19 protein-coding genes are annotated in these 19,929 nt (G+C 65.1%); 5 read left to right on the top strand and 14 right to left on the bottom strand.

The window, feature by feature from the left end; genetic code table 11:
• Window positions 1–26 precede the first annotated feature (26 nt).
• The 3 genes from HQN78_RS02745 to HQN78_RS02735 are packed head-to-tail and all read right to left on the bottom strand — an operon-like array spanning window position 27 to window position 3,082.
• Complete coding sequence (locus HQN78_RS02745; protein WP_235087767.1) at window positions 27–647, bottom strand: SCO family protein; 621 nt, start codon at window positions 645–647, stop codon at window positions 27–29.
• 1 nt (window position 648) lies between these two features.
• The gene (locus tag HQN78_RS02740; RefSeq protein ID WP_107799713.1) at window positions 649–1,059 is read right to left on the bottom strand and encodes a hypothetical protein; all 411 of its coding nucleotides are present in this window, start codon (window positions 1,057–1,059) and stop codon (window positions 649–651) included.
• 7 nt (window positions 1,060–1,066) lie between these two features.
• Window positions 1,067–3,082, bottom strand: coding sequence for an RICIN domain-containing protein (locus HQN78_RS02735; protein ID WP_235087765.1), 2,016 nt, complete (start codon window positions 3,080–3,082; stop codon window positions 1,067–1,069).
• Window positions 3,083–3,692: 610 nt separating this feature from the next.
• Here HQN78_RS02735 and msrB point away from each other — a divergent pair.
• Window positions 3,693–4,085, top strand: a complete 393-nt coding sequence (gene msrB, locus HQN78_RS02730; protein ID WP_235087762.1) for a peptide-methionine (R)-S-oxide reductase MsrB — start codon at window positions 3,693–3,695, stop codon at window positions 4,083–4,085.
• Window positions 4,086–4,199: 114 nt separating this feature from the next.
• Here msrB and HQN78_RS02725 read toward each other — a convergent pair whose 3' ends face one another.
• Both HQN78_RS02725 and hflX read right to left on the bottom strand, forming a co-directional pair.
• Window positions 4,200–5,867: an ABC-F family ATP-binding cassette domain-containing protein gene (locus HQN78_RS02725; protein ID WP_107799716.1), complete on the bottom strand. Its 1,668-nt coding sequence runs from the start codon at window positions 5,865–5,867 to the stop codon at window positions 4,200–4,202.
• 244 nt (window positions 5,868–6,111) lie between these two features.
• Window positions 6,112–7,500 (bottom strand): GTPase HflX, encoded by a 1,389-nt coding sequence (gene hflX / locus HQN78_RS02720; protein ID WP_107799717.1) that lies wholly within the window; start codon window positions 7,498–7,500, stop codon window positions 6,112–6,114.
• A 161-nt stretch (window positions 7,501–7,661) separates the two neighbouring features.
• On the opposite strand from hflX, the gene HQN78_RS02715 reads away from it, so the two are divergent.
• Complete coding sequence (locus HQN78_RS02715; protein WP_235087760.1) at window positions 7,662–8,927, top strand: DEAD/DEAH box helicase; 1,266 nt, start codon at window positions 7,662–7,664, stop codon at window positions 8,925–8,927.
• A gap of 146 nt (window positions 8,928–9,073) precedes the next feature.
• On the opposite strand, the gene HQN78_RS02710 is transcribed toward HQN78_RS02715, so the two are convergent.
• Window positions 9,074–9,853 carry an HAD-IIA family hydrolase gene (locus tag HQN78_RS02710; RefSeq protein WP_107799719.1) on the bottom strand — a complete coding sequence of 260 codons (780 nt, stop codon included), beginning with the start codon at window positions 9,851–9,853 and terminating at the stop codon, window positions 9,074–9,076.
• Between the two features lie 323 nt (window positions 9,854–10,176).
• Between HQN78_RS02710 and HQN78_RS02705 the strand changes: the two genes are divergently transcribed.
• The 3 genes from HQN78_RS02705 (at window position 10,177) to HQN78_RS02695 (ending at window position 12,996) form a co-directional block, all read left to right on the top strand.
• Entirely contained in the window at window positions 10,177–10,917 is a 741-nt protein-coding gene (locus tag HQN78_RS02705) for an acetoacetate decarboxylase (RefSeq protein WP_107799720.1), read from the top strand.
• A gap of 112 nt (window positions 10,918–11,029) precedes the next feature.
• Window positions 11,030–11,812 (top strand): 3-hydroxybutyrate dehydrogenase, encoded by a 783-nt coding sequence (locus HQN78_RS02700; protein ID WP_227103993.1) that lies wholly within the window; start codon window positions 11,030–11,032, stop codon window positions 11,810–11,812.
• Window positions 11,809–12,996, top strand: coding sequence for a patatin-like phospholipase family protein (locus HQN78_RS02695; protein WP_235087757.1), 1,188 nt, complete (start codon window positions 11,809–11,811; stop codon window positions 12,994–12,996). Before HQN78_RS02700 ends, HQN78_RS02695 begins: the two co-directional genes overlap by 4 nt.
• A 35-nt stretch (window positions 12,997–13,031) precedes the next feature.
• Here the strand turns inward: HQN78_RS02695 and yfcF are convergent, their stop codons facing one another.
• The 8 genes from yfcF to pyrF all read right to left on the bottom strand — a co-directional run bounded on the left by yfcF (window position 13,032) and on the right by pyrF (window position 19,927).
• Window positions 13,032–13,655 carry a glutathione transferase gene (yfcF, locus tag HQN78_RS02690; protein ID WP_235087755.1) on the bottom strand — a complete coding sequence of 208 codons (624 nt, stop codon included), beginning with the start codon at window positions 13,653–13,655 and terminating at the stop codon, window positions 13,032–13,034.
• A 155-nt stretch (window positions 13,656–13,810) separates the two neighbouring features.
• Window positions 13,811–14,695, bottom strand: coding sequence for a cysteine synthase CysM (gene cysM, locus HQN78_RS02685; RefSeq protein ID WP_235087753.1), 885 nt, complete (start codon window positions 14,693–14,695; stop codon window positions 13,811–13,813).
• Between the two features lie 94 nt (window positions 14,696–14,789).
• A complete protein-coding gene (locus HQN78_RS02680) occupies window positions 14,790–15,233 on the bottom strand; it encodes an NUDIX hydrolase (protein ID WP_107799725.1) in 444 nt (147 codons plus the stop codon).
• Window positions 15,230–16,225, bottom strand: a complete 996-nt coding sequence (gene rfaD, locus HQN78_RS02675) for an ADP-glyceromanno-heptose 6-epimerase (protein ID WP_107799726.1) — start codon at window positions 16,223–16,225, stop codon at window positions 15,230–15,232. The genes HQN78_RS02680 and rfaD overlap by 4 nt, the downstream gene beginning before the upstream one ends.
• A gap of 55 nt (window positions 16,226–16,280) precedes the next feature.
• Entirely contained in the window at window positions 16,281–16,859 is a 579-nt protein-coding gene (locus tag HQN78_RS02670; protein WP_107799727.1) for a DUF924 family protein, read from the bottom strand.
• A 36-nt stretch (window positions 16,860–16,895) separates the two neighbouring features.
• Window positions 16,896–17,858 carry a D-glycero-beta-D-manno-heptose-7-phosphate kinase gene (rfaE1, locus tag HQN78_RS02665; RefSeq protein ID WP_304502833.1) on the bottom strand — a complete coding sequence of 321 codons (963 nt, stop codon included), beginning with the start codon at window positions 17,856–17,858 and terminating at the stop codon, window positions 16,896–16,898.
• Window positions 17,859–17,866: 8 nt separating this feature from the next.
• Window positions 17,867–19,186, bottom strand: coding sequence for a UDP-glucose/GDP-mannose dehydrogenase family protein (locus tag HQN78_RS02660; protein ID WP_107799729.1), 1,320 nt, complete (start codon window positions 19,184–19,186; stop codon window positions 17,867–17,869).
• Between the two features lie 3 nt (window positions 19,187–19,189).
• Complete coding sequence (gene pyrF / locus HQN78_RS02655; protein WP_107799730.1) at window positions 19,190–19,927, bottom strand: orotidine-5'-phosphate decarboxylase; 738 nt, start codon at window positions 19,925–19,927, stop codon at window positions 19,190–19,192.
• Window positions 19,928–19,929: the final 2 nt, after the last annotated feature.

The raw sequence follows: 19,929 nt of genomic DNA, 5'->3' as shown, positions 1-19,929 counted from the left end.
CCAAGCGGGGCGCGGCCGGCCGCCAACTACGCCAAGGCCAGCAGAGTGCGCGCGATGGTTTCCGCCGACGGCAACTCCGTTGAGCGCCACACCAAGCGGCTCTTCGAATCCACCAGCAAGACCTCCGTATGGTGCGCGCTCAAATCCGTCCGACGCTGATTGAACGTGGCCAGCATCAGATCCAGGTCGGCCAGCTCGGGGCGGGCCGCCCGCCAGCCTGGTTTAGGCCGAAACCGGGCCAGCCACCGCCGCAACTGTTCCGGCGAATCGTTCAATGGGTCAAGACTCAACGACAATAACTGTATCCGCGCCCGCTTTGATTCCGGCAGCAAATCCTGCACTTGCCGAAACGTCGCGCCCTGGATCGGGCAGACATTTGAGCAGGCGGTGAAAATCAGCTGAACCGCCGTCACGCGCTGCTGCGACAAGGCGTGAAAGCTGCGCCGTTGACCATCGCTGTCATTCAGCATGAAGTCCGGCAGCGGCAGCGGCGGAGAAATCTCTCCGTGCGCCAGGGCCAGATTTCCGGCCCACGCGGTTTTAGCCAATGCGGCCGGCCCCGCCAGCCATAAAGGCGCCAGACCCGCCAAGCCCATCGCAAACCTCCGCCGTCCCGGATTCAACGGCGCGCCGCCCTTGCCTTGCATGCTAATGCCCCTGTAGAAAAAGCCATAAAGCCCGGCATTCCGCCGCGCTCAGCCGGTAGCGCGGCATATCCGTGCCGATCAGGATATCGGTCGGGTCCTTCCCGCTACGCAACATCTCGCAAAAGCTCGGTTCGGTATACGCCCGCTCCGGCCCCCCGCGCCTGGCGCTGGCCTCCGTCAAGAAGCGCGCGCCCAAATCCGGCGCAAACCGGCCATCCGCCCGCGCCTGATCCTGCAGGCGATGACAGTTGGCGCAACGCGCGTACTCGCTGTCCAAGGGGCGGTTATGGACATACAGCTGGCCGACCAAGGCGGTCTGGCCGTAGAACAGCCGGCCGCCGTCCACAGCCTCCTCGCCGCCGGCCGCGCACGGCGTCCCCCACAGGGCAAGCCCGCAGGCGAGCGCGCCCAAGCCGCGTTTAATTGATGGCGATGATGCGAGCGACACTGGGCACCCCTTGCGGACTCATCGCGAACAACATGTAGTAGCCCGGCAAAACCGTGCCGCTATCCGCGGGAATCTGCAGGGAATAACGCATTTCCCCCGCCATCGGCGCGAGTTGCGACACCGACAAAGCGATCCGACGCTGATCGTTGTTGACCGAATGCGTCACCGCGGATAGCCTCATCAAGGCGAACTGGCTCGCCGCCTGCTGCGTTTTGACTTCGATCACGCTCCCCGGCCGCGCCTGCGCCGGCGCGGCGCTAATCACCGGCCGAGCCGCCGGGCTGCCGTCCGCGTTCAACAAATAAGGAGGGGTCAGGATCTCCGCGTTCAAGTGATTTTGCGGGCAGCCGGCGCCGCACAAGCCGCCGCCGCCGACAAACACCCGCCCATCCTGCAACAGGATCGCCGTGCTATGGTAGGTCCGCGGCACCTGCATGGGCTTCAAGGGCTGGAACACCTGTTTCGCCGAACTCCACAGCTCCGGCGTCAGCACCGCATAGGAGTCCGTGAACGGCTGCGGTATCGTCTGCCCGCCCACCACCACCACGTCGCCGTCGGGCAAGGCCACCGCATTGGCGAATGCGCGGCGATAGCTCATTCCGGGCAGCGACTTCACCTTCACCTGGGCTTTGGGTCCGCCGCGGATATCGATCAGATGGGCCGAGTTGCTCGCATAGGTGGTGCCCGTGTTCTGCTGATAAGCCGGCGCGCCGCCCAGCTTCAGAATCAGGCCGGCGTCAAACATCACCGCATTGCCGTTGATGCTGTAAGGATCATTGCCGCGCGTCCCCGCCGAAACGATGCTGCCGGCTCCGCTGGTGCCTATCCAGTTCATCTGAGCGCTGGGGCCGGCATGGAACACCGTCCCGCCGCTGCCGGCGAACAGCCACAAATGGTTGTCGCCGCGGTACACGCTGCCGTTGGCGTCCTGCGGATCGGGGCCGATCACATTGTTTTCCGGCACGCCGGAAAGCACGGTCCAATGACCGTTGCCCCACACCTCTCCGCTGCGGTTGGGCCGGCTCTTGCTGTTGTAGCCGCCGCTCCAGGAACCGCCCAAAGTCAGCACCCGGCCGTCCGACAATACGGTATTGGCCTCATAGCCCCGCGGAATGTTCATATTGCCGCTGGTGCTCCAGCGCTTGGCCGCCCAATCGTATATTTGCGTTTTGGGGCTGCTGGAGCCGCCGTTGATCAGCAGATTGCCGTTGGGCAACATCGACGTGCCGGGGCAGAACAGATTCGCGCCGGTGGTCACCACCGTCAACGGCAGCGGCGCGTTCTTCGCCGCGTCGAACAGCGCGGTATAGGTCTTGCTATTGCCGTTGCCGCTGTCCCCGCTGAAGGCGTCGGGAAAATCCGCGGACCACATCATCAACTTGTTGTCCGGCAGATTGGCGACGCCCACCGGGGTGACCGGCAGAGGAATCACACCGCTCCAGGCGGAGGGAAGCGCCGCGCTTTTGGCGCCGGGATAATCGAACATGAACTGGTCGTTCACCTGCGCCTTGCCCTGACACGGCCATTGCACCACCTTGGTTCCCTGCGTCGCAACGCCGGAAAAGATGTTCACGCACTGGCCGCTGGAGGCCGACACGATATGGTAAGTGCCGACATCCACCGGCTGGATTTTCCACTGATCATTGGCCACCGCCACGCTTTGGCATGGCCATTGAATCAGCTGAACGCCCTGGTTTCGGCTTGAAGCCGGCACATTCAAGCACATCTGCGATTTCTGCGAGACGATGTGGTAGAAGCCGTTTGCCAGCGGCACGAAAGTCCATTGCTCATTGCTCCCCGCCGAGCAAGGCCATTGAATGATGCCGGCTCCGGAGCTGGTCGAACCGCCGCCGACATTCAAGCACTGACCGCTATTCACCGCCACGATGCCGGTGGCGGCCGCCGCGCTCACTTCAGGACACAGCAGCCATGACACGCCGAGAACACCGCTCGCCAGCGTCATCAATCCGTTTCCAAGCTTCAACATGAAGTCCCCTTAATAGCCTGTTCAAAGTCCGCTGCGCCCCCTGGGCGCAACACGGCGAATCCATCTTCAGAGTGCCCCTCCAGCGCCTGTTTATTCCTCGTCTTCAGCCGCAAGACCTTGCCTCGTCTTGCTCGCAGGGCTTTGGACAGGCGCTTATAAATCGCTTGATCCACACACGTCACGGCATGCCAAGATGCCCTCCCGATCCTTTCTCACGGCTGGATCGGCCGGCGCCGGACACTGCCGCCACTCTGATGGCTCGCCCCAACAAAAACAACAAAAATTTACAACAGATAATGATTTTTGTATCAAATACAGTACACCGTCCTGGAGGAAAGACCCAAAATCGCCGAACGCTTGAAAACAAAGGCGCTATTCAGAAGTACTTTTCAATTAAATTAATATATTAAAAATAAGACAGGACATGTTCTCCCGACCTCCCCATGCGGTTGCTGTCCTCCGCGGGCCGCCGGCACGACTAAAGGGCAGGACAGGAGCCCGTCACCGCCCTCGCCACCCGCGCCGCAGGCAAGCAAAACCTCAAGGCCGGATGTACCGCAGCCGCGCCCGGCCCTAAAATAGACTTAAACCATCCGCAAAGGAGCACACCATGACCCTGCAAAAAACCGATCAGGAATGGCAAAGACAGCTGACGCCGGAACAATACCGCGTCACCCGCCAGGCCGGCACCGAACACCCGTTCAGCGGCGAACACTATACCCGCACCGAAACCGGCGATTACCACTGCGTTTGCTGCGGCACCCTGCTATTCCACAGCGACGCCAAATACGACCCCGGCTGTGGCTGGCCCAGCTTCTGGGCCGAAGCCGCCGGCGCGCGCATCGCCCGCATCGTCGATACCTCGCACGGCATGGTTCGCACCGAGGTTCGCTGCTCCGAATGCGACGCCCACCTGGGCCATGTGTTTCCGGACGGCCCCGAGCCCAGCGGCGAGCGTTATTGCATCAACTCGGCGGCGCTGGGCTTCACGCCCAAGCCTTGAGGCCGCCCAGGTCTGCCGCTGAACTGACCCCCAAACCAAAAAGGCAGCGCCGCCACGATCCATGGCGACACTGCCTTTTATGACTTTTCCGACTGCGGGCGGGCCTGCCGCCGTTTAACGCTTGCCGGCCGCCTCTTCGCGTCGGCGCTTGGCTTCTTCCAACAGATAGACCTGATAATCGTCCAGATCGCCGTCAAAATCGCTGACGCCGCCGCGCGACACCATCCAGAACTCGTCGCAAACCGCGCGCAGCAGCGCGCGGTCGTGGCTGACCAGCATCACCGAACCCTCGAACTCGTTCAGCGCCACGCTCAAGGCCTCGCGCGTGGCCAGGTCCAGATGGTTGGTCGGCTCGTCCAGCAGCAATAGATTGGGGCGCAGCCAGACTATCATGCACAGCACCAGCCGCGCTTTCTCTCCGCCGCTCATGCTGCCCACCGCCTGCTTGACCATGTCGCCGCTGAAATTGAAGGTGCCGAGGAAATTGCGCAGACCCTGCTCGCGGCAGTCGTTGGACGGTGGTCGCAGCTGCGCCGGCGTTTCTCGCGCCAAGCGCAGCATATGCTGCAGCGGATCGTCTTCCGGCCGCAACACGTCCAGCTCTTGCTGCGAGAAGTAGCCGATGTTCAAGCCCTTGCCGCGTATGATCTCGCCGCCGGTGGCCGTCAGCGCTTCGGCCACCGTCTTCACCAGCGTGGACTTGCCCTGGCCGTTGGCGCCCAGAATGCCGATGCGCTGCCCGGCCAGCACCGAGCGGTTCACCCCGTTGACGATCACGACGGGCGGCGCGCCTTCCTCCGCTCCCTCCGCCGCCGGATAACCGAACGAGGCCTGAGACATGGTCAGCATCGGGTTGGGCAGGCTGCTCGGTTCCTTGAACTCGAACTGGAAGTCGGCCTCGGTCAGCACCGGCGCAATCTTCTCCATCCGTTCCAACGCCTTGACGCGGCTTTGCGCCTGCTTGGCCTTGCTTGCCTTGGCCTTGAAGCGGTCGATGAACTTCTGCAGATGCGCCATCTTCTCCTGCTGCTTGGCCAGCACGGCCTGCTGCAAAATCATCTGCTCCGCCCGCATGTCCTCGAACTTGCTGTAGTTGCCGCCATAGCGCACCAGCTTGCCGTGGTCGATGTGCAGGGTGACATTGGTCACCGCGTCCAGGAATTCGCGGTCATGACTGATCACCACCATGGTCCCGGCGTACTGTTTCAGCCAGGCTTCCAGCCAGACCAAGGCGTCCAGGTCGAGGTGGTTGGTCGGTTCGTCCAAGAGCAATAGATCGGACGGGCACATCAGCGCGCGCGCCAGTTGCAAACGCATGCGCCAGCCGCCGGAAAAACTGTTCACCGGCCGCTGCAACTCGGCCACGCTAAAGCCCAGGCCCAGGATCAGCGCCTGCGCCCGCGCGGGAGCGTCATGCTCGCCGGCGTCGTTCAGGGCGGTGTAGGCATGCGCCATGCGCATATAGTCCTCGCCCGCCTCGGCTTCGGCCACTTCGCGCCGCGCCGCCAGCAAGGCGGTATCGCCTTCCACCACGAACTCGGTGGCGGTCTGCGAGGTTTCCGGCATGTCCTGCGCCACCTGCGCCATCCGCCACTGGCTGGGGATGGAGAAATCGCCGCTGTCTTCGTGCAGGCTGCCGTTCAAGACCGCAAACAGCGAAGACTTGCCCGCGCCGTTGCGCCCTACCAGGCCGACCTTTTCACCGGGGTTGATATTGACTGTCGCGCCGTCCAGCAAGACTTTGGTTCCGCGACGCAAAGCCACGTTTTTCAGAATAATCATTGGGAATAGCAGTGTTGCAGAATTTTAGGAAGCAAGAAAACAGCAGCCCGGCGACCACTTGCGTCCCGGCGGAATGCCATGAATAAGCATGCCCGCGGACAAAAGCCGGGGCACGAGGGAGGGATTATACGCAGATGCGCGCTCACGGAGGATAAGCGTCTGCGCCATCTCGGCGAAACGCGGGGCGGCGGGCGCGTTCCAGGAACGGCCCGGCTCCGCCACGCCCGAGCCGTAGGCTCAGGCCTCAGACTTCCCAATACTCCTTCTGACGCCCCTGCGAGCCGGGGTTCAACTGCTCGCGCAGGCTGCGCAGCTTGTCCGGCTCGCCGCGCACGCGGAACCAGCTGCCCTCTTCCTCCGCACGTTCTTCCAGCACCTGGCAGTGGCTGTAGATTTCGCCGCGCAGTTGCTGGGCGGACCACGGCAGCAGCAGTTCGCCTTCCTCCAGATCTCGCTGGAAGAAGGCCACGATCAGCGCGCGCAGCGCCGCCACTTCCTCGGGGCGGCGCGCGCTCATCACCACGCAGTCCGGATAGCGTTGCCGCAGCTCGGCGGCCCAGGCCGCCTGCTCGGCCGCGTCGCCGACATGGTCTATCTTGTTGAACACCCGGATGCGCGGCACTTCGTCGGCGCCGATTTCCTTCAAGACCTCATCGGTCACTTCCAGCTGACGCTGGAAGCCCGGGTCGCTGGCGTCGATCACATGCAGCAGCAGGGCCGCGTCCAGCGCTTCTTCCAGCGTGGACTTGAACGAGGCCACCAGGCCGTGAGGCAGGTTCTTGATGAAGCCCACGGTATCGCTGACCAGCACCCGCGGCACGCTTTCCGGGTAGATGGCGCGCACCGTGGTGTCCAGGGTGGCGAACAGCTTATTGGCCACCAGCACTTCGCTGCCGGTCAAGGCGCGCATCAGCGTGGACTTGCCTGCATTGGTGTAGCCCACCAGCGACACCCCGCCCAGACCCTGGCCCTGGCGCTCCAGCCGGCGCGCGCGCTGGGTCTTGCGCTCCAGCTCCATCGCGACGATTTCGCGCTGCAGCTCGGCGATGCGGTCGCGCACCTTGCGACGATCCAGCTCGGTATGCGATTCGCCGGCGCCGCGCCCGCCCATGCCGCTGCGCTGCCGGCCTTGCGGCCCGGCCAGCTTGGCCGCCTCGCGCAAGCGCGGCGCCATATAACCGAGACGGGCGATTTCCACCTGGGCGCGCGCCGCGCGCGAGCGGGCGTTGCGGTGGAAGATCTCCAGAATCACCATGGTGCGGTCCATCACCTCGCAGCCGACGGCCAGCTCCAGATTGCGCGCCTGCGACGGCGAGATTTCGTGGTCCACCAGCAAGGCGTCGATCTCCACCGTGCCGGCGTCCAAGACCGGCGGCGCGTCCTCCAGTTCGTCGTTGCGAAGACCGCGATTGACGAACTGGCTGATTTCCTCCAGCTTGCCCACGCCCATATAGGCGGTGCGGTCGAAGCTGTTACGCTTTTGCACAAAGGTCCGCACCACTTGGAAGCCCAGGGTCTTGGCCAGTTCGCTCAGCTCGGTGAGCGAGGCCTCGAACTCGACATCGCTGACATCGGGCAACTGGACCGAGGCCACCAGGGCGTAGCGGGGTTTCTCTTTGACTTCTGTTTGCATGTGCGTATGACTTTAACTTGATAGCGAGCCCAGATAGTACTCGCAAACGGAACTTCCCGCTGCGCAACGCGCGTTGCGGCGACGCCCCGCCCCGCTTGACCCGACCGCGGGCAGCGTCGATACTCCTGCCGCTTCAAGTCCATCGCCGTCAACGCCAATCCATGTCATTCACTTCACTGGGCCTGTCGCCCGCCCTGGCCCAGGCCGCCAGCGATCAGGGCTACCCGGCCCCCACCGCGGTTCAGCTCGCCGCCGTCCCCGCCGTTTTGCAAGGCCACGACGTGCTGGCCACCGCGCAAACCGGTTCCGGCAAAACCGCGGCCTACTGCCTGCCGCTGTTGCAGCAATGGCTGGCTGGCCGCCAGACCTCGCCTCGCCAGACGCAAACGCTGATCCTGCTCCCCACCAGGGAACTGGCGGCGCAAGTGGGCGACGCCCTGCGCCAGCTGGCCCAGGGCCTGCCGCGCCGGCCCAAGATCGCCGTGGTCTTCGGCGGCGTCTCCATCAATCCTCAGATGATGGCCTTGCGCGGCGGCGCCGACATCGTGGCGGCCACGCCCGGCCGGCTGCTGGACCTGCTGGCGCACAATGCGCTGCGGCTCGCCGCCGTCGACACCCTGGTGCTGGACGAGGCCGACCGCCTGCTCGACCTCGGCTTCGCCGATGAACTGGCCAGCGTGCTGGCGCAGCTGCCGCCCTACCGGCAAAACCTGATGTTTTCCGCCACCTTCCCGCCCGCCGTGCGCGCGCTGGCGGAGCAACTGCTGAACCAGCCGCGGCATATCGACATCGCGCCCGGCGACGTCGCCGCGCCGGACATCCGCCAGCGCGTCATCGAGGTGGACGCCGGCCGGCGCACCATGTTGTTGCGCCATCTGCTGCACACCCATGGCTGGGAGCGGGCTCTGGTCTTCGTGGCCAGCCGCCACACCGCAGACCGAGTGGCCGGCAAGCTACAGGCCGCCGGCGTCCGCGCCGCCGCGCTGCACGGCGATTGCAGCCAGGGACAACGCGGCCAGGTGCTGGCCGACCTCAAGTCCGGCCGTCTGCAAGTTCTGGTGGCCACCGACGTGGCCGCGCGCGGCATCGACATCGCCCGCCTGCCGGTGGTGGTGAACTACGATCTGCCGCGCTCGCCGGTGGACTACACCCACCGCATCGGCCGCACCGGCCGCGCCGGCGCCAGCGGCGAGGCCATCAGCTTCGTCAGCGCCGATTGCGCCGCGCATTTCCAATTGATAGAAAAACGCCAGCGACTGCAGCTGCCGCGCGAACGGATCGCCGGTTTCGAACCCGTCGCCGCCAGCCCGGCCGCGGCCGCGAGCGCCGCCACGAACCCGGCGGCCGACAACGGCGGCGTCAAGGGCAAACGCAAGAGCAAGAAGGACAAATTGCGGGAAGCCGCGGCCCAAGCCGAGCAGCGCTGAGCGCCTCGCCGGGCAGAGAGGGATCTAGACGGCAAACAAACAGGGCCGCCCCCAAACGGGAGCGGCCCTGTTTTCGTCCGACGCCGGCCTGACCGGCTATGGCTTGTTCAAAGCCTCGCGACGCGCAACAGAACGTAGCCAGGCTCTTACAAGGCCCCCGGATCAATCTCCGCCACGCTCTCGAACACATAGTCCGGCTGGTAGGGAAACTGCTCCATGGATTCGCGCGACGACACGCCGGACAACACCAGCGCGGTGCCCATGCCGGCTTCTATGCCGCCGACGATGTCGGTGTCCATCCGGTCGCCTATCATCACCGCCTCCTCCGGATGCACGCCCAGCTTGCGGGTGGCCAGCATCATCATCAGCGAGTTCGGCTTGCCCACGATGTAGGGCTTCTTGCCGGTGGCGGCCTCGATGGCGGCCAGCAGCGTGCCGGCGGCCGGCTCGTAGCCGCCGCCCTCTATCGGATCGATCATATCCGGGTTGGTGCCGATGAATTTGGCGCCCTGGTCGATAAAACGCACCGCCTTCTTGATCTGCTCGAAACTGAAGGTCTGGGACTTGGCCACCACCACGTAATCCGGATGGGATTCGGAAATGGAAAACCCCACCTTGTACAGCTCGTTGATCAGGCCCGCGCCGCCCACCACGTAGGCGGTGGGCATGGCCTTGCGCGTCTGGCTGCGCAGAAACATCGCCGTGGCCATCGCGCTGGTGATGAAGTTGTCTTCCGTCACGCCGTTGATGCCCAGGCTCTCCAGCTTCAGCCTCAGATCCAGCGGCGTCTGCTCCGCGTTATTGGTCAGAAACAGGAAGGGCGTGCCGCCCTGCGTCAGGCGGTTGACGAAATCGCGCGCGCCCGGAATCAGTTGCTTGCCCCGATAAATCACTCCGTCCATGTCGGAAATGATGCTTTTGCTCATACGGTCCATCCAAAACTGCAAGTGCCGACTCCGCCGGCACGGTGGCGGGCCGCGGCTCATTCGCCGCAACGGCGACAGCATAGCACGGCGGCGCGGTGGCCGACGCCCTCCTTGCCGCCGAGCGGAAAGACAGCGGCCGGGCGCGCGGCGTCGTCCCAATGGACAGGCGACGCCGCGCCAAGCTATCTGTATGGGATCTTTGCCTGTACCATCGGAGCCAGATGCACGCATGCCCGTCGGGCCGTTCCGCCGGCGGGCTCCTTTCGCAGCAGCGGCCGCGCCGTCCCGGCGCGACCTTTTGCCATCCAGGGAGCGCAGCACGTATGAACATCGACGCCATCCGCGAGCAGGCCTTCGCCATGCCGCTGACCAACCCCGCCTTCCCCCGCGGCCCCTACCGCTTCACCAACCGCGAATTCTTCATCATCACTTATCGCACCGATCCGGCCAAACTGCGCGAGGCGGTGCCGGAACCGCTGCAGCCGGCCTCGGATCTGGTGAACTTCGAGTTCATCCGCATGCCGGACTCCACCGGCTTTGGCGACTACACCGAAAGCGGCCAGGTGATCCCGGTTCTGCTGGGTGGCGTGGCCGGCAATTACACCCACGCGATGTATCTGAACGACCACCCGCCCATCGCCGGCGGCCGCGAACTGTGGGGCTTTCCCAAGAAGCTGGCCTGCCCGCGGCTGCAAGTGCGCACCGACACCCTGGTGGGCGAACTGGACTACGGCCCGGTGCGGGTGGCCACCGCCACCATGGGCTACAAACATCACGCCCAGGACGCCAGCGCGCTGCAGCGCTCCATGGTCAACACGCCCAACTTCCTCTTGAAGATCATCCCGCATGTGGACGGCAGCGTTCGCATCTGCGAGCTGGTGCGCTTTCACCTCAAGGACGTCACCGTGCACGGCGCCTGGAGCGGGCCGGCGGCGCTGGCGCTGTTCCCCCACGCGCTGGCCCCGGTGGCGGAACTGCCGGTGCTGGAAGTGGTGGAGGCGCGCCACATCGTCGCCGACCTGACCCTGGGCCTGGGCGAAGTGGAATTCGATTACCTGAACTAAGCGCCTGTACTTACAGAACCTGTTCAAAGTCTCGCGAGCAAGGACGAGACGAGGCGGAAACCGGCGCCAAGCCGCTACGCGGCGCACCCCACCCGACGACAAGGAGAGCAGCATGCAATTGAACGGCAAAGTGGCATTGATCACCGGCGCGGCCAGCGGCATAGGCAAAGCCATTGCGGAAACCTACGCCCGCGCCGGCGCGGCGGTGGCCATCGCCGACATCAACCTGACGGCGGCGCAGGCCGCGGCGGAAGAGATCAAGGCCGCCGGCGGCAAGGCGGTGGGCGTGGCGATGGACGTGACCCATGAGGAATCCGTCAACGCCGGCACCCAGGCGGCGGTGGACGCGCTGGGCGGGCTGGACATCCTGATCTCCAACGCCGGCATCCAGATCGTCAACCCGCTGGTGGACTACTCGTTTTCCGACTGGAAGAAGATGCAGGCCATCCACGTGGACGGCGCCTTTCTCACCACCAAGGCCGCGCTGCGCCATATGTATCAGGACAAGCGCGGCGGCACCGTGATCTATATGGGGTCGGTGCACTCCCACGAGGCGTCCAAACTCAAATCCGCCTACGTCACCGCCAAACACGCGCTGCTGGGCCTGTGCCGGGTGCTGGCCAAGGAAGGCGCGGAATACAATGTGCGCGCCCACGTGATCTGCCCGGGCTTCGTGCGCACGCCGCTGGTGGAGAAGCAGATTCCGGAGCAGGCCAAAGAGCTGGGCATCAGCGAGGAAGAAGTGATCAAGCGCGTGATGCTGGGCAATACCGTGGACGGGGTGTTCACCACGGTGGAAGACGTGGCCCAGACCGCGCTGTTCCTGGCCGCCTTCCCCAGCGCCGCGCTCACCGGACAATCGGTGATTGTCAGCCACGGCTGGTATATGCAATGACGCCGCCGCACAACCCCGCCTGCCCGCAGAGCGGCGGCCTGTACCAGAGCCGCAGCCTGCCGCCCGGCCACCGCTACCAGGTGCTGGCGCTGGTGCTGCAGGGCGGCGGCGCGCTGGGCTCCTACCAGCCCGGCGTCTACCAGGGCCTGGCCGAGGCCGACCTGCACCCCAACTGGGTGGCCGGCATTTCCATCGGCGCGCTCAACGCCGCCATCATCGCCGGCAACCCGCCGGAGCGGCGGGTGGAGCAGTTGCGCGCCTTCTGGGACACCATCTGCCGGCCGCCGTTTCTGCCGGCCAGCCCCTTCAGCCAACTGGACACCCACCATTGGCCGGCGGGGTTGAACGGACTGATGGCGAGCTGGGAGGCCTGGCGCGCGCTGACCGAGGGCCAGAACGGCTTCTTCCTGCCGCGCTCGCCCTGGCCAAGCGGCGCGCCCTCGCCCGCCAATTGCAGCCTTTACGACACCTCGCCGCTGAAGGGCACGCTGGAACGTTTCGCCGATTTCGACCGCATCAACGACAGCGATCAGATGCGGGTGTCGGTGGGCGCGGTCAATCTGCGCAGCGGCAACTTCGTCTACTTCGACAATACCCGCCAAAAACTGCGCGCCGAGCATTTCATGGCTTCCGGCGCGCTGCCGCCGGGCTTTCCGGCGGTGGAGATAGACGGCGAGTACTACTGGGACGGCGGCCTGGTGTCCAATACGCCGCTGAAGCAGATACTGAGCACCGAGCCGCGCAAGAACTCGCTGGTGTTCCAGGTGGACCTGTGGAGCGCCAAGGGCGAACCGCCCACGGACATGAAGGCGATCGCGATGCGGCAGAAGGACATCCAGTACTCCAGCCGCACCCGGCAGATCACCGACACGATGAAACGGGAACAGAACTATCGCGGCTTGCTGCGGCAGCTGATGGAACTGGTGCCGGAGGCGCAACGCGAACACCCGGCCTACCGCCACGCCCACGAACTGGCCTGCGGCCGGCTGTTGAAGGTGATACACCTGATCTACCAGGACAAGGAGTACGAAGACCACCACAAGGATTATCAATTCGGCGCCCAGACCATGCGCGCGCACTGGGCCAGCGGCTATCAGGACATCCGCCGCACACTACGCCATCCGGACTGGCTGGAGATGCCGTCGCCGGACCGACCCTTCGTCACCCACGACGTGCATCGCTGAAACGGCAGTCCAGGCGCGGGCGCGCGCTCAGCCTTTCAAGCCGAGGCCGCCCGCCGTCCCAGCGCCAGCCAGTCCTGCACCGCCGGCCGCCGCCATTGGCGCTCGGCGTAGGCGGCCAAACGCGGCGGCAGCGCATCGTCGTATTGCAGCCGTTTCAGCATTAGCGCGAGATCGGTATCGGCCAGACACCAGGCGCCGAACAGCTCGCCGCCGTCGGCCGGCAGCAATTGCTCCGCGGCCGCGATCAGCTTGCCGGCCGCCTGGCGCGCTTCCGGCGCCAGCGTGCCCGCAGCCGGACGCAGAAACACCACCTCGGTGTTGCGGTCTTCCCGCAGCGCCATCAGATCGCTGCGCAGCCAGGCTTGCAACTGGCGCGCGCGAGCGCGCTGGCGCAAGTCCTGCGGGTATAGCCGCGCGCGTTCGGGATAAGCGTCTTCCAGATATTCGGCAATGGCCGAGGATTCGCTGAGACGGAACTCGCCGTCTTCCAGCATGGGCACGCGGGCGGTCAGCGACTGACGCCGATAGTCGGCCGCCAGATTGGCCTGCGCCTCCAGACTGACGGTCGATAGTTCGAAAGTCAGCCCCTTTTCTTTCAGGGCGACAAAGGCGGACAGCGCGTAAGGGCTGAGAAAACGGGAATCGACATGCAGCAGCATCGGAGCCTCCGGGACGGGGACAATGGACTCCCGATGCTAGCGACATGAGGCGCCGGACGCCAGCGCCAAAACGCGAACACTGCGTTCCGCCGCGCCGTCCGTCTTGTGACGCGGTTCACAAGCGCCTTGGCCGGAAGGGGCGTGAACCGTCGCTCTCAGCCGAACAGTCCGGTGGACAGGTAACGGTCGCCGCGGTCGCAGATGATGGAGACGATGACCGCGTTCTCCAGCTGACGCGACAGGCGCAGCGCCACCGCCAAGGCGCCGCCGGACGAAGGCCCGGCCAGGATGCCCTCCTCGCGCGCCAGTTGCCGCGCCATATCCTCGGCCTCCTGCTGGCCGACGTGCTGCAAATCGTCCAGTTGCGAGAAGTCGCAAATCTTGGGCACGTAGGGGTCTTCCCATTTACGGATGCCGGCGATCTGGCTGCCCGGCTCCGGATGCACGCCCACGATCTGGATCGCCGGATTTTGCTGCTTCAGATAGCGGCTGGTGCCCATGACGGTGCCGGTGGTGCCCATGCTGGACACGAAGTGGGTGATGCCGCCCCGGGTGTCATGCCAGATTTCCGGCCCGGTGCTTTCATAGTGGGCCAGCGGATTGTCCGGATTGGAGAATTGATCGAGGATGCGGCCCTGGCCGGCGGCTTCCATCTTGCGCGCCAGGTCGATGGAACCCGGCATGGAGGCTTCCTTGGGGGTCAGGACCACTTCCGCGCCGTAGGCGCGCATCGCCTGCACCCGCTCGGCGCTGGAGTTCTCCGGCATGATGAGGATCATCTTATAGCCCATCATCGCCGCCGCCATCGCCAACGCGATGCCAGTGTTGCCGCTGGTGGGTTCGATCAGCGTATCGCCCGGCTGAATCTCGCCGCGCTCTTCCGCGCGACGGATCATGGACAGCGCCGGCCGGTCTTTGACCGAGCCCGCCGGGTTATTGCCTTCCAGCTTGACCAGCACGATGTTGCTGGTGACGCCGGGCAGGCGCTTGAGTCTGACCAAGGGGGTGTGGCCGACGAAATCTTCCAGATGCTTGTACACGACGCGTTCTCCAACGGGGAACGGCCATTATACCGATTGGCTATCAGCAAAGACGGAATCCTTATGTCTAAGCAAATAACCGTTGCTGCAACTATCAGCCCGCGGACGCTTCTGCCAGCATCGCCAGCAAGTCTTCAGGGAAATAGCGCGCGCCGGACGCGGCCAGTTCCTCCGGCGGCCACCAACGGCCCCGCCCCATCACCCGCCGCTCAAGCTCGGTCCAGCCACCGTCGTCCAGCCTCGCGTGTTCGACGCGGATCAGGAAGAAATGCTCAAGCGCCCGCACCCGTTCTCCGTCCAACAGCGTCAACTCGAATGAGCGGCGGGCCACCGGCGAGCCGGGATCGGCGATAAGGTGACCGGTCTCTTCACGGCATTCGCGCCGGGCCGCGTCCGCCAGGCTTTCGCCGGCTTCGAGTTCGCCGCCCGGCGTGAACCAGTATTCGGCCCGGTCCGCCGGCTGGTAGGGAAAGAGCAGCACCCTGCCCGCGGGGTCCAGCATCAGCAGCCGCGCCGCCTGCCGGACGCGCAGCGTCATTGCTTGATCAGCCAATCCACGTAGCGATCCACGCCCTGCTCGACGTCAAACAGCTCGGCGCCGTAACCGGCGCTGCGCAGTTTGCCGATGTCGGCCTGGGTGAAACTCTGATATTTGCCCTTGAGCGCGTCTGGGAAGTCCACGTATTCGACGATGCCCTGAGCCGCCATCTCGTCCAGGCTCAGCGCCGGCTGGCCGTCATGGCGGCGGCAGGCGTTGACGGTGGCCACGGCCACGTCGTTGAACGGCTGCGAGCGGCCGGAACCCAGGTTGAAGATGCCGCTCTTTTCCGGGTGGTCCAGGAAATAAAGATTGATCTTGGCCACATCCTCCACCGACACGAAGTCGCGGCTTTGCATGCCGTTGCCCCAGCCGTCCCAGCCGCCGAACAGCTTGACCTTGCCGTGTTCGCGATACTGATTGAAGTGGTGGAAGGCCACCGAGGCCATCCGGCCCTTGTGCTGCTCGCGCGGGCCGTAGACGTTGAAATAGCGGAAGCCCACCGCCTGCGCGCTCAGGCCTTCCTTCATGCGTTGACGCAGCACTTGGTCGAACAGGAATTTGGAATAGCCGTAGACATTGAGCGGGCCTTCGTACTGGCGCTCTTCCTTGAACACGGTGCCCTTGCCGTAGGTGGCGGCGCTGGAGGCGTAGAGGAACTGAATCTCCTCGTGCTGACAGTAGTCGAACAGGGCCAGCGTGTACTGATAGTTGTTATCCATCATGTACTTGCCATCGTGGTTCATGGTGTCGGAACACGCGCCCTGGTGCAGGATGGCGGACAGCTCGCCCTCGAACTCGCCTTCCAGCAGCAAGGCCAGGAAGTCGTGCTTGTCCATATAGTGGGCGATTTCGCAATCCACCAGATTGCGGAACTTGTCGCCACTGGACAGATTGTCCACGGCGATGATGTCGGTGACGCCGCGCTCGTTCAGCGCCTTGACCAGGTTGGAACCAATAAAACCGGCGGCGCCGGTGACGACGATAGTCATGTTTTGCCTTTCCGCCGCCGGCCATCGCCGACGGCGCGAGAATATTGCTGCGCGTTTAAAAACCGGCGCCGGGCTCGGCCAGATAGGCCTTCTCGTCCGGCGTGTCCGTCCGGCCCAGCGCGGCGTTGCGATGCGGGAAGCGTCCGAAGCGGACGATCACGTCCCGGTGGCGGTGCGCGTAATCGATAAAACTCGCCATGGCCGCGTCCTCGGCCATGGCTTCAAACAAGCGCACGGCTTCGTCCTGATCCGCCAGCGACTCGCTGTGCTCGAACGGCAGATAGACGAAGGTGCGGGCGATATGCGGCAGTTGCCGGTCCAGGCCGCGCGCCACCATCTCGCGCGCCAGCGCCAGCGCCTGGCCGTCGGTGGCGAAGGCCTCGGCCGAGCCGCGGAACAGATTGCGCGGGAATTGATCGGTCAGAATCAGCCAGGCCAGACCGCGGCGAGCGTCGCCGGCCTCCGCCGGCAGTTCCCCGGCGCGCGCCTGTCGCCACGCGTCCAGGAAGCGTTCGCGGATAATGCCGTCGAACACTTCATCCTTCTTGAACCAGGCGCTGCGCGGCACCGACAGGAAACTGTCGTCGCCGCCGCCAAACCAGAACGCCAAGATGGCATCGGTATAGTGCTGCATGGGTTCTCCTTCAGGATCCAGCCTGACTGGATGGGATCACACGGCGAAAAGTTCGCGCTGGCTACACACCGCGGTGCCCAGCTTGCCCACCACCACGCCGGCGGCGGCGTTGGCGAGACTCATCGCCACCGGCAGCGGCTGGCCGGCGGCCAGCCCCAGGCCCAGCGTGCCGATCACGGTGTCGCCGGCGCCGGACACGTCGTAGACTTCGCGCGCGAAGGTGGGCTGATGCACCACGCCCTCGTCGCGGAACAAGGTCATGCCCTCCTCGCTGCGCGTCACCAGCAAGGCGTCCAGCGCCAAGTCCGCGCGCAAGGCCTGCGCCTTGGCGGTCAGCTCGCTCTCCGACGCCCAGCGGCCGGCCACCTGGCGGAACTCGCTGCGATTGGGCGTCAACAGCGTGGCGCCGGCGTATTTGCTGTAGTCGTCGCCCTTGGGATCGATCAACACCGGCTTGCCGGCCTGGCGCGCCAGTTCGATCATCTTGCTGACGTGGGTCAGCCCGCCCTTGCCGTAATCGGACAGGATCACCACGTCGTGCTCGGCCAGGATCTGCTGATACTCTTCCAGCTTGCCGGCCAGGATCTCATGGCTGGGCGCGTCCTCGAAGTCGAGGCGGATCAGCTGTTGCTGCCGCGCCACCACGCGCAACTTGATGGTGGTGGCGATGCTGGGGTCGCGCTTCAGCGAGGTGGCGATGCCGTCCGCGGCCAGCAGGCGCTCCAGCGCCGAGGCGGCTTCGTCGTCGCCCACCACCGACAGCAAGGTGGCCTTGCCGCCCAGGCCGGCGATATTGCGCGCCACGTTGGCGGCGCCGCCGGCGCGCTCTTCAATGCGCTCGATCTTGGCCACCGGCACCGGCGCTTCCGGCGAAATGCGGGTGGCGTCGCCGAACCAATAGCGGTCCAGCATCACATCGCCCACCACCAGGACTTTCGCTTGCGCCAGTTCGGCGGCCAGTTTGGAGCTGTCCAGCCCCAGGTCTTGCATCAGGCCCATGATTATCCTCAGCGGCCGATCGCGAAGTAATCGAAGCCCTGCTCGCGCATCCAGGCCGGATCGTACATATTGCGGCCGTCGAACACCAAGGGCTGCTTCAGCGCTTGCTTGACCGCGCTCAGGTCCGGCGCGCGGAACATCTTCCATTCGGTGACGATCAGCAAGGCGTCGGCCTGCCGCAACGCCGCCATCATGTCGTCGGCGAAGCTCAGGCCGGCGATGTCGCCCATCACCCGTTGCGCTTCATGGATGGCCACCGGATCGAAGGCCACCACTTCCGCGCCGCGGCGGCTCAGTTCTTCCGCGATCACGCGGCTGGGCGCTTCGCGCATATCGTCGGTGTTGGGCTTGAAGGCCAGGCCCCACATCGCGAAGCGGCGGCCGGACAGATCTTGGCCGAAACGCGCCAGCACCTTGTCCACCAGGCGCAGCTTTTGCAGATCGTTGGCCTCTTCCACCGCGCTCAACACGCGCAAGTCATGGCCGTTTTCCTTGGCGGTCTGCACCAGGGCCTTGACGTCCTTGGGGAAGCAGGAACCGCCGTAGCCCACGCCCGGATACAGGAAGTGATAGCCGATGCGCGGATCCGAGCCCATGCCCAACCGCACTTGCTCGATGTCGGCGCCCAGGCTCTCGGCCAGATTGGCCAATTCGTTCATGAAGGAGATGCGCGTCGCCAGCATGGCGTTGGCCGCGTACTTGGTCAGTTCGGCGGAGCGCACGTCCATCAGCAGCACGCGCTCGTGATTGCGCTGGAACGGCGCGTACAGCCGGCGCATCATCGCGGCCGCGCGCTCGTCGTCTACGCCGATCACCACGCGGTCCGGACGCATGAAGTCGTCGATGGCCGCGCCTTCCTTCAGGAATTCCGGGTTGGACACCACGCTGAATTCCAACGCCTCGCCGCGCTCGGCCAGGGTTTCCGCCACCGCCGCCTTGACCAGGTCGGCGGTGCCCACCGGCACCGTGGACTTGTCGACGATGACTTTGTAGTCCGTCATGTGGCGGCCGATATTGCGCGCGGCGGCCAGCACGTATTGCAGGTCGGCGGAGCCGTCCTCGTCCGGCGGGGTGCCGACGGCGATGAACTGCACGTCGCCGAAGGCCACAGACTCGGCGATGTCGGTGGTGAAGCTGAGCCGGCCGGCGGCGACGTTGCGCCGCACCATGTCTTCCAGACCGGGTTCGAAAATCGGAATGCCGCCCTGTTTCAGGATGGCGATCTTATTGGGATCCACATCCAGGCAGCACACGTGATAGCCGGTTTCCGCCAGACACGTGCCGGTCACCAGACCGACATACCCCGTACCGATAACTGTGATTTTCATATTTTATTGAGCCTGATAGTGCTGAATGTCTTGATTGATCGCGCGCAACACGGCCAGCGGGTCGGCGGCGCGGGTGATGGGCCGGCCTATCACCAGATAATCGGAGCCTGCGGCCAGTGCGGTCGTCGGCGTCATCACCCGGCGCTGATCGTCGGCTACGCTGTCCGCCAGGCGGATGCCCGGCGTCACCAGTTTGAATTCGCGGCCCAGCGCGGCTTTCAGTTCGCCGGCTTCCTGGGCCGAACACACCACGCCGTCCAGCCCGCAGTCGCGGGTCAGCGCGGCCAGCCGCAGCACATGCTCTTGCGGCGAAGCGGCGATGCCGATTTCGGCCAGATCCGCCGCTTCCATGCTGGTCAGCACCGTCACCGCGATCAAGAGCGGACGCTGGCTGTACGGCGCCAGCGCCTCGCGCGCGGCCTCCATCATCCGGCGGCCGCCGGAGGCGTGCACATTGACCATCCAAACGCCGGCTTCCGCCGCCGCCTTGCAAGCATGGGCCACGGTATTGGGAATATCGTGGAACTTCAAATCCAGAAACACCTGAAACCCTCTGGCCACCAGACTCTCCACCAGGCTGCGGCCGGAGGAGGTGAACAGCTCCTTGCCCACCTTGAGGCGACACTCGCTCGGGTCCAGGCGGCTGGCGAAGCGCAAGGCGCTGTCCGCGTCGGCAAAGTCCAGGGCCACGACGACGGGCGAAGTCGGCTGCGCCGCGTCGGCTGCGATCAAAGGATTCATGC

The sequence above is a fragment of the Chromobacterium sp. Beijing genome, assembly GCF_021496765.1.
Lineage (GTDB): Bacteria > Pseudomonadota > Gammaproteobacteria > Burkholderiales > Chromobacteriaceae > Chromobacterium.
The sequence above is the reverse complement of the archived record's forward strand: the minus strand, read 5'-3'. Positions and strand labels throughout refer to the sequence as shown.

What these genes read in the sequence shown, in the direction of transcription:
- rfaE1 (WP_304502833.1), bottom strand. Translation starts at nt 17,858, where the DNA reads ATGGGCCTGATGCAAGACCTGGGGCTGGACAGCTCCAAACTGGCCGCC.
- pyrF (WP_107799730.1), bottom strand. Translation starts at nt 19,927, where the DNA reads ATGAATCCTTTGATCGCAGCCGACGCGGCGCAGCCGACTTCGCCCGTC.
- HQN78_RS02700 (WP_227103993.1), top strand. Translation starts at nt 11,030, where the DNA reads ATGCAATTGAACGGCAAAGTGGCATTGATCACCGGCGCGGCCAGCGGC.
- HQN78_RS02695 (WP_235087757.1), top strand. Translation starts at nt 11,809, where the DNA reads ATGACGCCGCCGCACAACCCCGCCTGCCCGCAGAGCGGCGGCCTGTAC.
- hflX (WP_107799717.1), bottom strand. Translation starts at nt 7,500, where the DNA reads ATGCAAACAGAAGTCAAAGAGAAACCCCGCTACGCCCTGGTGGCCTCG.
- HQN78_RS02680 (WP_107799725.1), bottom strand. Translation starts at nt 15,233, where the DNA reads ATGACGCTGCGCGTCCGGCAGGCGGCGCGGCTGCTGATGCTGGACCCC.
- HQN78_RS02715 (WP_235087760.1), top strand. Translation starts at nt 7,662, where the DNA reads ATGTCATTCACTTCACTGGGCCTGTCGCCCGCCCTGGCCCAGGCCGCC.
- HQN78_RS02735 (WP_235087765.1), bottom strand. Translation starts at nt 3,082, where the DNA reads ATGTTGAAGCTTGGAAACGGATTGATGACGCTGGCGAGCGGTGTTCTC.
- msrB (WP_235087762.1), top strand. Translation starts at nt 3,693, where the DNA reads ATGACCCTGCAAAAAACCGATCAGGAATGGCAAAGACAGCTGACGCCG.
- HQN78_RS02725 (WP_107799716.1), bottom strand. Translation starts at nt 5,867, where the DNA reads ATGATTATTCTGAAAAACGTGGCTTTGCGTCGCGGAACCAAAGTCTTG.
- rfaD (WP_107799726.1), bottom strand. Translation starts at nt 16,225, where the DNA reads ATGACTATCGTCGTCACCGGCGCCGCCGGTTTTATTGGTTCCAACCTG.
- HQN78_RS02705 (WP_107799720.1), top strand. Translation starts at nt 10,177, where the DNA reads ATGAACATCGACGCCATCCGCGAGCAGGCCTTCGCCATGCCGCTGACC.
- HQN78_RS02660 (WP_107799729.1), bottom strand. Translation starts at nt 19,186, where the DNA reads ATGAAAATCACAGTTATCGGTACGGGGTATGTCGGTCTGGTGACCGGC.
- yfcF (WP_235087755.1), bottom strand. Translation starts at nt 13,655, where the DNA reads ATGCTGCTGCATGTCGATTCCCGTTTTCTCAGCCCTTACGCGCTGTCC.
- HQN78_RS02745 (WP_235087767.1), bottom strand. Translation starts at nt 647, where the DNA reads ATGCAAGGCAAGGGCGGCGCGCCGTTGAATCCGGGACGGCGGAGGTTT.
- HQN78_RS02670 (WP_107799727.1), bottom strand. Translation starts at nt 16,859, where the DNA reads ATGCAGCACTATACCGATGCCATCTTGGCGTTCTGGTTTGGCGGCGGC.
- HQN78_RS02710 (WP_107799719.1), bottom strand. Translation starts at nt 9,853, where the DNA reads ATGAGCAAAAGCATCATTTCCGACATGGACGGAGTGATTTATCGGGGC.